The 10,222-nt window shown below is 63.0% G+C and carries 15 protein-coding genes and 1 pseudogene; 14 read left to right on the top strand and 2 right to left on the bottom strand.

The genetic code is table 11. The features are described from left to right. The 7 genes and pseudogenes from ACFQDM_RS13650 to ACFQDM_RS13680 form a co-directional block, all read left to right on the top strand. Positions 1 to 363: pseudogene (locus ACFQDM_RS13650) on the top strand (terminase); the annotation flags it as partial. Then, complete coding sequence (locus ACFQDM_RS13655) at positions 354 to 689, top strand: HNH endonuclease (protein WP_377379922.1); 336 nt, start codon at positions 354 to 356, stop codon at positions 687 to 689. The pseudogene ACFQDM_RS13650 and the gene ACFQDM_RS13655, both read left to right, overlap by 10 nt. Positions 690 to 698: 9 nt before the next feature. Then, entirely contained in the window at positions 699 to 1,931 is a 1,233-nt protein-coding gene (locus ACFQDM_RS13660; protein ID WP_377379924.1) for a phage major capsid protein, read from the top strand. A gap of 1 nt (position 1,932) precedes the next feature. Continuing rightward, entirely contained in the window at positions 1,933 to 2,487 is a 555-nt protein-coding gene (locus ACFQDM_RS13665) for an HK97 family phage prohead protease (protein ID WP_377379926.1), read from the top strand. Position 2,488: 1 nt separating this feature from the next. After that, a complete protein-coding gene (locus tag ACFQDM_RS13670) occupies positions 2,489 to 3,568 on the top strand; it encodes a hypothetical protein (RefSeq protein WP_377379928.1) in 1,080 nt (359 codons plus the stop codon). Between the two features lie 11 nt (positions 3,569 to 3,579). Next, positions 3,580 to 3,897 carry a phage head closure protein gene (locus ACFQDM_RS13675; protein ID WP_377379930.1) on the top strand — a complete coding sequence of 106 codons (318 nt, stop codon included), beginning with the start codon at positions 3,580 to 3,582 and terminating at the stop codon, positions 3,895 to 3,897. 417 nt (positions 3,898 to 4,314) lie between these two features. Further along, complete coding sequence (locus ACFQDM_RS13680) at positions 4,315 to 4,695, top strand: hypothetical protein (protein WP_377379931.1); 381 nt, start codon at positions 4,315 to 4,317, stop codon at positions 4,693 to 4,695. Here the strand turns inward: ACFQDM_RS13680 and ACFQDM_RS13685 are convergent. Continuing rightward, positions 4,688 to 4,894, bottom strand: coding sequence for a hypothetical protein (locus ACFQDM_RS13685; protein WP_377379933.1), 207 nt, complete (start codon positions 4,892 to 4,894; stop codon positions 4,688 to 4,690). The genes ACFQDM_RS13680 and ACFQDM_RS13685 overlap by 8 nt on opposite strands. 170 nt (positions 4,895 to 5,064) lie before the next feature. Here ACFQDM_RS13685 and ACFQDM_RS13690 point away from each other — a divergent pair, with 170 nt between their 5' ends. From ACFQDM_RS13690 to ACFQDM_RS13710, 5 genes are all read left to right on the top strand, one after another. Beyond that, positions 5,065 to 5,241, top strand: coding sequence for a hypothetical protein (locus tag ACFQDM_RS13690; protein WP_377379935.1), 177 nt, complete (start codon positions 5,065 to 5,067; stop codon positions 5,239 to 5,241). A gap of 199 nt (positions 5,242 to 5,440) precedes the next feature. Next, positions 5,441 to 5,734 carry a hypothetical protein gene (locus tag ACFQDM_RS13695; protein WP_377379937.1) on the top strand — a complete coding sequence of 98 codons (294 nt, stop codon included), beginning with the start codon at positions 5,441 to 5,443 and terminating at the stop codon, positions 5,732 to 5,734. Further along, on the top strand, positions 5,731 to 5,934 hold the full coding sequence (locus tag ACFQDM_RS13700; RefSeq protein ID WP_377379939.1) for a hypothetical protein: 204 nt from the start codon (positions 5,731 to 5,733) through the stop codon (positions 5,932 to 5,934). Before ACFQDM_RS13695 ends, ACFQDM_RS13700 begins: the two co-directional genes overlap by 4 nt. Then, positions 5,931 to 6,281: a hypothetical protein gene (locus tag ACFQDM_RS13705; protein WP_377379941.1), complete on the top strand. Its 351-nt coding sequence runs from the start codon at positions 5,931 to 5,933 to the stop codon at positions 6,279 to 6,281. Before ACFQDM_RS13700 ends, ACFQDM_RS13705 begins: the two co-directional genes overlap by 4 nt. Positions 6,282 to 6,498: 217 nt before the next feature. Continuing rightward, positions 6,499 to 7,509: a bifunctional DNA primase/polymerase gene (locus ACFQDM_RS13710; RefSeq protein ID WP_377379943.1), complete on the top strand. Its 1,011-nt coding sequence runs from the start codon at positions 6,499 to 6,501 to the stop codon at positions 7,507 to 7,509. 278 nt (positions 7,510 to 7,787) lie between these two features. Here ACFQDM_RS13710 and ACFQDM_RS13715 read toward each other — a convergent pair whose 3' ends face one another. After that, a complete protein-coding gene (locus ACFQDM_RS13715) occupies positions 7,788 to 8,012 on the bottom strand; it encodes a hypothetical protein (RefSeq protein WP_377379945.1) in 225 nt (74 codons plus the stop codon). A 147-nt stretch (positions 8,013 to 8,159) separates the two neighbouring features. Here ACFQDM_RS13715 and ACFQDM_RS13720 point away from each other — a divergent pair, with 147 nt between their 5' ends. Both ACFQDM_RS13720 and ACFQDM_RS13725 read left to right on the top strand, forming a co-directional pair. Continuing rightward, complete coding sequence (locus ACFQDM_RS13720) at positions 8,160 to 8,711, top strand: head-tail connector protein (RefSeq protein ID WP_377379947.1); 552 nt, start codon at positions 8,160 to 8,162, stop codon at positions 8,709 to 8,711. Positions 8,712 to 8,770: 59 nt separating this feature from the next. After that, positions 8,771 to 10,222 (top strand): terminase large subunit domain-containing protein (locus ACFQDM_RS13725; protein ID WP_377379949.1); only part of this gene is annotated, 1,452 nt, incomplete at its 3' end.

Consider the following 10,222-nt stretch of genomic DNA (forward strand, 5'->3'; position numbering starts at 1 on the left):
ACCCCGGCCTGCATCGTGGGCGACCGCTTCCGCCATGCCGAGTTCACCGAAGCCTTGGACAAGGCCGGGCTTGGCCGCGTTCCGTTCATCTGGCGGGGCTTTGGCTGGAAAGACGGCAGCGAAGATATCGAACGGTTCCGGCGCGCGCTGTTTGACGGGCAGGTGAAAACCACCCCGTCCTTGCTGCTGCGGTTCGCATTCTCTGACGCAATCACCCTGATCGACCCGGCAGGCAACGCCAAGCTGGCGAAAGGCCGTGCCCTGGGCCGGATCGACGCGGCGGCGGCGGCGGTCCTGGCCATCGCTCAAGGCGCGCGGATGCTGGCAGCCCCGACCCGGAAAGCGAGGGCGGCATGGCTGTGAGTAACGATTATCACCGGCATAGCAGGCGCGTGACCTCGACCAAACGCTGGCAAGTGCTGCGCCAGATCGTCTTGGAACGCGATGGATGGGCCTGCGTGGATTGCGGACAGACCCGTGGGCGGCTGGAAATCGACCATGTAAAGCCCGTCCGCACCCGGCCCGATCTGGCCTTTGACGTGGCAAATTGCGCCACCAGGTGCAGCCCCTGCCACACCCGAAAAACCCGAATTGAGTGCGGACACCCCGCGCCAATCGTCACCCACGACCGCAAGGCGTGGATGCGAGCTGTTGCCGATCTGGCGACGAACCCCAACCCGGCAACATGAGGTATCACCATGCTGGATAGTGTCAAAATTCAACGGCGGCAGTCTGAAATCCGCCAATCCCTTTCGGCTCTGGTCGGCAAGGAAACCCCGACCACCGACGAAACCCGTTCGATGGAAACGCTGGATGCGGAATACCGGCAGAACGAAATCCGCTATCGCGCGGCTTTGACCGCCGAGGATAGCGAACGGCGCGAAGCCGGGGCCGATCTGGAAACCCGCACCGACCGCCAATATGCCGAACTGGTCGCGGGCTTCGAGCTGCGCCAGATCGTCTTGGCTCTGGACGAGGGCAAATCGCTGTCGGGCCAGACTGCCGAGGTTGTCGCGGAAATGCGCAGCCAAGGCGGCTATCGCGGTATCCCGATCCCCCTGGCGGCGCTGGAACTGCGCAACACGGTTTCGGCTGACGTGCCCAACCCCGTGCAGACCCGCCCGATCATCGACCGCCTGTTCCCGGCATCGGTGGCCGCGCGTCTCGGCATCCAGACCGTCAACATCGCTCAAGGCAGCGTGGAATGGCCTGTGGCAACCTCTGGCGCCATTGCCGGATGGGCACCGACCGAAGGCGCGAACGTGCCCGGCCCCAACCCGTTCCAGACTGCCGAACGGATGCTGGCCCCCGACCACACCCTGGGCGCTCACATGCGGATCACCCGCAAGGCGCTGAAGCAGGCTGGTGAAGGGCTGGAACAGGCGATCCGGCGCGACATGAACGGCGCAATCGGTGCCGAGCTGGACCGGGCGGTGCTGATGGGCGATGGCACGGGCGGCGAACCTCTGGGCATCATCCCCGGCGCGGCCACCTATGGCATCACCTCGACCGCTGTGGGTGCTGCTGCATCCTGGGCAGCGTTCCGGGCCGAGGTCGTGGCGTTCATGCAGGCCAACCAGATCACCAGCGCATCGGGCGTCAACATGGCGTTTGACCCGGAAATCTGGGCCGAGCTGGACGGCGCGCTGATCGCGGGAACGGCTGTCTCGGAATGGGACCGCCTGGTGAAGCACGTTCCGGCTGGCAACATTGCCCTGGCAAACCAGCTGGACGCAGGCACGGCGATCCTGACCACCTCGGCAGGCGGCATCCCCCCGGCGTTCCTGGGCATCTGGGGCGGGCTGGACATGATCCGCGACCCCTACACCGATGCGCAGAATGGCGGTCTGCGGCTGACCGGCCTGCTGACGGCTGATGTCACCGTGGCGCGCGGTTCGCAGATCCGCATCCTGACCGGCATCGGGGCTTAAGATGCTGTGGGGCGGTAATCTCGGGCAGCTGGAAATCCGGGCCGAGGGCGGGGCAACCCGTCTTGTGGCGAGGTTCCCGTATAACGCGGAAACCGAACTGGCACCGGGGCGGCGTGAGGTTATCGCCCCTCGGGCCTTTGCTGATCGCATTGAGGCAGGTGGCGAAATCCACCTGCTTTTCGGACACGACTACAACCGCCCCTTGGCATCGACCACGGCGGGCACCCTGTCCTTGCGCGACACCGACGACGCGCTGGAAATCCGTGCGGAACTGGACGGCGGCACCAGCTGGTCGCGCGACTTTCTGGCAGCTCATGCCGGGGGCCTTATCAGGGGTTTGTCACCCGGTTTTCAGGTCTTGGCAGGGGGCGAAAGGATCGAACGGCGGGGCAATGACACCGTGCGAACGATCACTAGCGCATCACTCCGCGAATTGTCCGCCGTGACGCGGCCTGCATACCCAACCGCGCAGATCGAGGCACGGGCATGGGAAACGCACCAGGACCGGCAACCGTATCGGGGCCTGGTCAATCCCCTGAACCGTTGGAGGGCGTGACATGGGCCTGATGGATATTTTCCGGCGTTCTCCCCCAGTGGGGGAACATCACGAAACCCGCGCCATTGCCCCCGGCTATACGGCGGCGATCATGGCGGCGCGGGAAAGCTGGATCTCGGGCGCATCCAACCTGGGCGAACTGACGGCAGCTGTGCAGACCTCTGTGGGCCTCTGGGAAGGCTGCCTAAGCCTCTCTGACGTGACGGGCACCGACATGCTGTCCCGGCGCGACATGGCGCTTGCTGGCCGCGCTCTGGCGCTGCGGGGCGAGGCTGTGTTTCTGATCCGCGACCGTTTGGTTCCGGCGATCGATTGGGACATCTCGACCCGGAACGGCGATCCGCGCGCCTATCGCCTGATGATCCCCGAGGCGGGCGGCGGGCGGGCTGAAACCGTCCTGGCCCCCGAGGTGCTGCATTTCCGCATTGGCTGCGACACGGCGACCCCGTGGACCGGCACCGGCCCCCTGCGCCGCGCGCCACTGTCGGCGCAGCTGCTGCATGAACTGGAAAGCGCGCTGCGTGACACCTTCCGCGATGCCCCCTTGGGTTCGCAGATCGTGCCCGTTCCCGAGGGCAGCGCCGATGACATGGACGCGCTGCGATCCGGCTTCCGGGGGCGGCGTGGTGCAACGCTGGTGATCGAGGGCGTGGCGCAATCCGTCGCAGCAGGGATGCACCCGCAACTTGGCAAGGCACCTGACCAGCTGTCACCGCAACTGGACAAGACCTTGGCCGACAAGCTGCTGGCCGACGCCAAGGATGCTGTTTTCGGCGCGTTCGGCATCCTGCCCGGCCTGATGAACCGCAGCACAACCGGGCCGATGGTCCGCGAGGCGCAGCGGCACCTGGCGCAGATCGTGCTGCAACCCGTTGCAAATCTCATGGCCGAGGAAGCGACCCAAAAGCTGGGCGCGACCGTGGCAATCGACGTTGTGCGACCTGCGCAGGCGTTCGACCACGGCGGCAAGGCACGCGCCCTGGGCGTGATGCTCAAGGCGATGGCCGAGGCCAAGGCGGCAGGGCTGGACGACAAGACCGTAGCCGACGCGCTGGCCTTCATTGATTGGGCCGAAGAATGAAGCCGGGGCGGATGCGCAAGCGCGCCACGTTCCAATCGCAGCAAATGGTCAACGATGGTTTCGGCAACTTTGTCGGCACATGGATCGACCGCTGCGAACGCTGGTGCAATATCGCCTATCTACGCGGCAGCGAAACGGTGATGGCGTCCAGGCTGGAAGGCCGGCAGCCCGTGATCCTGACGTTCCGACAGGACACCCAGACCGCCAAGATCATCCCGGAATGGCGCGTCCTGATCGACGGCACCGAATACAACATCCGCGAACCCCTGCGACCGTCCGATGATGGCCTGCGGTTTGAGCTGCTGTGCGAGGGGGGCGTGGCGACATAGGGCCAGGATGCGCCCTGCGGACTGTCCGTCACGCGAAGCATCTGGGATTAGACGGTGAGTGCCCGGCTCGGAATGGCCGAAAACCCCGTCAAGGCGCGGCCCTTTTTCACTGGGGGGCGCGGCGCGGGCTGTCACGGCGCAATCCGGGGACAGTCAACGCACGTGCATGTGCGCAGCCCGCGTCAGGGCAATGGGCCTCGGCATCCTCACGGTGCCGGGGCCTTTTCAAACAGGCGGTTTTCCGGGCCGCTGACGGGCAAAGCACTATCTGGCAAGGGAACGGCACCACAATAGGTGTAACGGCGCTCCTGTAGCGTCCTAGAGGCTCTGAGAGGCATCCTATCGGCCAAACATAGATTGCGCCGCAATGCGTAACAGTGCATAATGTTACAGTCACAGGCAGCGCGAGGCTAGGCGATGAAATCCGACCCGATGGAAAGCGTGAACGTGACGACCTATCGCATCCCGCCAAGCCAAGGGCCGGGAAGCGGCAAGGCGGCCTGGGTGGAATTTGGGCGTGCCCGGATGGACAACGAGCAAACGCTGTGGAGCATCATCCACGACCAGACGGCGACGATCGCTGAATTGCAGGCCGAGGTTGCCTTGCTGCGTGACCAGATCGCCAGCCGCAAGCCAAAGGGCGGCAGACCGAAAACCGACGACAAGACAACCGCCCGCATCGAGGCGGCACTTGCCGGGGGAATGTCTCAAAGGAAAGCCGCGCGGCTGTGCGGCGTTTCGGCTATGACCGTTTCACGTGTTGCCGCGCGGGTTGCTGCAAGGGGTGCCGTTAAATGACCATGAACGTAGGATCTACGGGCGGGGGCTTGGGAATGTCATTGGCAATGATGAAATCGACGGCATCAAGGGCAGCCTTCACCCGCGCAATCTCACTGATGCACTCTTCATTGGTGGCCGAGGTGCCGCGATAGACAAGGGTGGCAAGGCGCTTCACCAAGTTATCGCGAAACTCCTGCAAATGCTCTTTCTCAGACATGGGGTTGCCTCATGGGTTGCTAGGTGGGTTGCCTTATGCTTATATCAGCTAAGACGTTCGACGGTCTCTAAATTAGTCGTTCACGGCAACTCATGGCACCCACGGAATGGCGCGGATGGCGCGGCAAGGCAAGGCGGTCACTGGACCACTTACCTTGAAAGGACTCTGCTATGGGATGGACCCACAAACACCGGAAGCTGCGCGACGATCTGCGCAAGGCTTACACCGACGAAACCGGGCGCGACGACTACCGCGACCCGGCGTTTCTGGCTTGGGCGGAAGCTCGGGAACGCGACAACCCGACCGACAACCCGGCGCGGGGTGCATCTTGGGAATTCCCAAGATAGCGGCGGCTCACTGCAAGAATTTGCAGTGGCTGGCCCACAACCTCGACCTGCGCGGGTTGCTGATGGGGTGCGAGTCATAAGACCCGTTACACCCGCGACCGACCCTAAAAGGCGAAAACACCCCGCACGGCACCCCGACGAGGGTTGCTTTCTCTTTAAGTGTTGCGTTCTGAGAATAACGGCACTAAATGCAACACTTATGAGCAAGGGCTATGGAAAGCTGCAGCGGGCTATTCTCGACGTCTTCGAGAGCGACCCCGACAAGCTGCTAGACACCATCACGATAGGGGTTCGGGCCTATGGCGTGAATCCCATCAGCCGCGCGCAAGCGTCGTCGGTTCGCCGGGCGCTGCGCAAGCTGGTTGACGCTGGCGAGGTTGTCGACCTGGGGCGTTCATGGCGACAGGCTCGTCGTCACTTCGCCCTGCCCTCGACAGCGGCGGCATATCGCAAGCGATACCAAGACACGTTTGGGCAAAGGGCACCACAATGAGCACCCCGCAAATCAACGTGCGCGCACCCGAGGAAGCCCGGAAAACCCTTCAACGCCTCGGGGGGCACCTGCGAGACAACCCCGAGTTTCTGGGCAAGCTGGAAGCGTTCCTAGATGACTATGAGGGGGGCGCAGCTGGCCCAACCGTGACCGATCGTCTGGCTGATCTGGAAGCCCGCGTGGCTAGGCTTGAGAAATGACCGGCGCCAAACGCGATACCCGGCCAACTCTCACCCTCAAGGGCGATGACTTCACCCCCGAGTTTCGCAGCCTGTTGAACAAGGCTGCAAAGAAGGCCGGCAAGACCCAAGCCGAGTTTGCGGCCGAGGCTCTGGCGGCAGCTGCGCGGCGGGTTCTAAGCGGCAACCCCGACCACAACCCTACCGACAACCCAGCCCCCGCACCGGCCGTCCTGGCGCAGATCGAGGACACTCAAAAGCGACAGGCTGAAACCGATGCCAAGCTGGCAGCTCTGGCCGACCAGGTGCGCGCGCTCACTGAAATGCAGCGGCGCGGCTTGTGGTCTAGATTGTTCGGGGGGCGATAGATGGGGGCTGCCAGAAACATCTTGCGATGCACTGACTTGCCGGATGCGGTATCTAGGGGTATCGTCGTAAGTTAGGCATAGCCTGAAATGAGCGAAACCCGCTCCGGGGGCAAATCCGGAACGGGTTTCTAAATCGAAACTGCCTTGGTGGGCGCTTCTATGAGTAAGCCGAGATTAGACCACACTGACCTTTTCGGCAAGAGGCATATCCCCCAAGGTGCTAACAGGGATAACGGCTTTGGGCATCTTTGCTGAACACCAGCCAATTTACGCCTCACACAACATTCCGACATTTCCTATGAACGGGAAGCGCCCCGCGGTGAAGGGCTTCACCAAAGCGGGCAGCGATTTGTCGCACCAATGGTCCCTCGATTTTCCCGAGGCCGAAGCGCTGGCATTCATGTCGGGCGCGCGCACAAAGATCATGCCGATCGACATCGACAGCCCCGACGAGGATCTGCGACGCGATACTGAAAAGCGATATGGCCCAACGCCTATCATGGTCAGAACCCCATCCGGCGGCACGCATCTTTGGTATCTCCACAATGGCGAGTCCCGGCAAATCCGTCCTGACCCGTCCGTGCCGGTGGATATTCTCGGGACCGGCGGGCTGGTGATCGCACCGCCGTCGATGGGCACCAAGGGCCGTTATCAATTCATCCGCGGCGGGCTGGCTGACCTTCACAAGCTGCGCCCTGCGGCCAACCTCGACCAGCAAGCGCGCCAGCTGATCCAGCAAGGCGGTCGCAACAAAGCCCTACTAGATTATCTTCGCAACCAGGCGCGACACGCTGACGATCTGGAAACCCTGATCGACGTGGCCCAGACCTTCGCAGACCAGCATCTTGATCGGACCAGCGGCCACGCATTCACTGATGCCGAAATCCGCAATGTGGCGAAAAGCGTTCACGACTGGACGCAACGCAAGATCGGCGAAGGGCAATACTTTGTCGGCACCGGGCGATATTTCATGGAGGGGCATGACAAGCTCAATCAGGTGATGGCGCTTGGCCCGTATGCCTGCGCCTTGTTCTTGCGCCTCAAGGTTCGGGCCGGGGGCCTCAAGTCTTTCCAGATCGCCAACGACATGCGCCACGACATGCCCGATGGCGTGTGGCCGCTGCGGAAGATGCAGGATGCACGGAAGGCTCTGACCGATGCAGGCATCATCAAGGAAAAGCACCGCGCGTCCAGCTTCTACGGCACGACCGTCTATGAGTGGGCATAGGGTGCGCAATATTGCACAGGCTATCTAATAGATAACTCTCCCCCCGTCCTTTTGGGGCGGGGAAGCTAAGTCTGCGGGATGCGCGCAAAGCTCTGATCGGCGCAGGCATCATCAAGGAAGTCCGCAAGGCTTTCACTGGCAACGCCGCGCTGTTCTCATGGACATGATGGAAGGGTGGTCGAAATCGATCACCTATCTATAACCTACACCCTCCCCCCTTCCCTTGCCTGCTCTTCGACGGCGACCCCTGAACCCTGTTCATCCCCTCTGAACCCTGTTCACCCTCCAGCCTGATCCGGCGCTTGCGCCCGCCGGCAGGCGGAAAGGCCAGGGCGCGCAACCTCATTCATGGCAATCATCATCAACAGCCCGTTGGCAGATTTCGCCTCAGGCTGATTTTGCCAAAGGCCATCGATGGCGCGTCCGTAGGTGTGGCCGTCCATACCACCGGGCCGCAGGCCAAAATCGCGCCGCAGCCGTCTAATCAGCCATGATCGGTGCATAGAGGGGGAGGTTATCTATTAGTAGCCTGTGCAATATTGCGCACCTTTCCTGCGGCATCTCCAATACCATCTGATACCAAAGATACCGTTGCGCTGATTTTGGCAGTGTGGTATCATTCGGTATCGTTGATACCGAGGTTGCCCGTCATGTCTCACACCCGCACCCCCATTGCCACCGGTTCCGCTGTCACGCTGGACCAGGTGAAAGACCGTGCCCGGATCGACGGCGACGACGACGACGCTGGCATTGCCATGCTGATCGACACAGCGGCATCTGAGATTGAGGCGCATTGCGGTATCGCCCTGCTGGCCCAATCCGTCACTGTCACGCTGCGCGCATGGTGCAAGCGCATCCCGCTGCCCGTTGGCCCGTTCTGGGTGGAAGGGCTGGCTGAGCATCCCGTGACTGTCGAACTGCTGGACGAGGCAGGCAACGCCACACCGCACCCGGCAGGCTTCTGGATGGACTGCGGACGCTTCCCCGTGCTGTCTCTCACTGGCGATGGCATCGGCGCTGCGATCCGCATCACCTATCCCGCAGGCTTTGGTGAACCGGCCAGCATCCCCGCTGATCTACAGCTGGCAGTCATCGACCATGCAGCGATGATGTATGACGCACGTGGATTGACCGATGCACCGCAAGGACTGTCCATCGCGGCGACCCGCATCGCAGCACGTCACAGGCGCATCGGCATCTGATGGGCGGCGGCTACAAACCCACGGGCAAGCCCCGAGGCAGACCCCGCAAGGACGGGCTTGTGAGCGGCTCTGAGGCGGCTGCACAGGCCGACAAGCGGGCACGGCAGGGGCATCCAGGGCGCAAAGCACAACGGGGCGCAGCGGGGCGAAATGGTCCCAATCCCGCAGAAACGTCAGAACCAGGGCACCGGGGACTGAATGTTCATTTCTCGCTTCCTGAAAAATCCGGGGCCGAACCTGCTGATCTGGCGATTGCCTTCCTCGAAACCCTGAAAATTCCCGAGGGGAAAATGGCCGGGCAGCCGCTCAAGCTGGCCGAGTTTCAGCGGCAATTCGTGCGCGGCTCACTGGCCGAGGGCGTGATGGTCGGCGTCCTGTCCATCGGACGCGGCAACGCCAAGACCGCGCTATCGGCGGGCCTGTCACTGGCCGCGCTCATGGGCATCTGGGACGACCAGCCCAAACGGGAAATCATCTTTGCCGCCCGCAACCGTGACCAGGCGCGCACAGCGTTTCAGTTCCTCGTCGGGTTCATCGAGGGACTGCCCGAGGACGACCAGGAACAATTTACGATCCGGCGCGGGTCCAAGCTGGAAGTCGAATATGACGGCAACGGCGGCGGGCTTGCCCGTGTCATTGCAGCTGATGGCAAATCCATCCTGGGCGGGGCACCGACGCTGGCGCTCATGGACGAACGGGCGGCATGGGAACGTGCCAAGGGCGACGATCTGGAAAACGCGATCCTGTCCGGTCTGGGCAAGCGCGATGGCCGGGCGCTAATCATCAGCACCTCGGCCCCTGACGACGCAAACACCTTTTCCCGTTGGCTGGATGAACCCCCGCCCGGTTGCTACGTCCAGGAACATCGACCTGCGTTCGGCCTGCCGGCTGACGATCTGGAAAGTCTCTTGGCAGCCAACCCCGGCGCGACTGAGGGCATCGGTTCGTCGGTTGAATGGCTGGTGGCGCAGGCACGGCGGGCGATTGCGCGGGGCGGTTCTGCCCTGTCCAGCTTCCGCAACCTGAACCGCAACGAACGTGTTTCGACCGAAGATCGCAGCGTCCTAATCACCGTGGACGAATGGCTGGCGGCGGAAGTGAACCCCGACGATCTGCCTGCGCGTGACGGTCCCTGCATCCTGGGCGTGGATCTGGGTGGCAGCCGTTCCATGTCCGCAGCGGCCATGTATTGGCCCGAGACAGGCCGTCTTGAGGCTCTGGGCACATTCCCCGCCTTTCCGACTTTGGCCGACCGTGGCGCGTCTGATGGCGTCTCCGGGCGCTATGCGGAAATGCAGGATCGCGGCGAGCTGTCCGTTATGGGTGAAATGACGGTTCCCCCTGGCCCGTGGATGGCCGAAATCGTCCGCAAGCTGGACGGCATCACCCCGGCCTGCATCGTGGGCGACCGCTTCCGCCATGCCGAGTTCACCGAAGCCTTGGACAAGGCCGGGCTTGGCCGCGTTCCGTTCATCTGGCGGGGCTTTGGCTGGAAAGACGGCAGCGAAGAT

It is taken from the genome of Ponticaulis profundi, from assembly GCF_042659465.1.
Taxonomy (GTDB): domain Bacteria; phylum Pseudomonadota; class Alphaproteobacteria; order Caulobacterales; family Hyphomonadaceae; genus Ponticaulis; species Ponticaulis profundi.

Excerpts from the sequence above, each read along its gene's own strand:
- ACFQDM_RS13655 (WP_377379922.1), top strand. The coding sequence starts at position 354 with ATGGCTGTGAGTAACGATTATCACCGGCATAGCAGGCGCGTGACCTCG.
- ACFQDM_RS13660 (WP_377379924.1), top strand. The coding sequence starts at position 699 with ATGCTGGATAGTGTCAAAATTCAACGGCGGCAGTCTGAAATCCGCCAA.
- ACFQDM_RS13665 (WP_377379926.1), top strand. The coding sequence starts at position 1,933 with ATGCTGTGGGGCGGTAATCTCGGGCAGCTGGAAATCCGGGCCGAGGGC.
- ACFQDM_RS13670 (WP_377379928.1), top strand. The coding sequence starts at position 2,489 with ATGGGCCTGATGGATATTTTCCGGCGTTCTCCCCCAGTGGGGGAACAT.
- ACFQDM_RS13675 (WP_377379930.1), top strand. The coding sequence starts at position 3,580 with ATGCGCAAGCGCGCCACGTTCCAATCGCAGCAAATGGTCAACGATGGT.
- ACFQDM_RS13680 (WP_377379931.1), top strand. The coding sequence starts at position 4,315 with ATGAAATCCGACCCGATGGAAAGCGTGAACGTGACGACCTATCGCATC.
- ACFQDM_RS13685 (WP_377379933.1), bottom strand. The coding sequence starts at position 4,894 with ATGTCTGAGAAAGAGCATTTGCAGGAGTTTCGCGATAACTTGGTGAAG.
- ACFQDM_RS13690 (WP_377379935.1), top strand. The coding sequence starts at position 5,065 with ATGGGATGGACCCACAAACACCGGAAGCTGCGCGACGATCTGCGCAAG.
- ACFQDM_RS13695 (WP_377379937.1), top strand. The coding sequence starts at position 5,441 with ATGAGCAAGGGCTATGGAAAGCTGCAGCGGGCTATTCTCGACGTCTTC.
- ACFQDM_RS13700 (WP_377379939.1), top strand. The coding sequence starts at position 5,731 with ATGAGCACCCCGCAAATCAACGTGCGCGCACCCGAGGAAGCCCGGAAA.
- ACFQDM_RS13705 (WP_377379941.1), top strand. The coding sequence starts at position 5,931 with ATGACCGGCGCCAAACGCGATACCCGGCCAACTCTCACCCTCAAGGGC.
- ACFQDM_RS13715 (WP_377379945.1), bottom strand. The coding sequence starts at position 8,012 with ATGCACCGATCATGGCTGATTAGACGGCTGCGGCGCGATTTTGGCCTG.
- ACFQDM_RS13720 (WP_377379947.1), top strand. The coding sequence starts at position 8,160 with ATGTCTCACACCCGCACCCCCATTGCCACCGGTTCCGCTGTCACGCTG.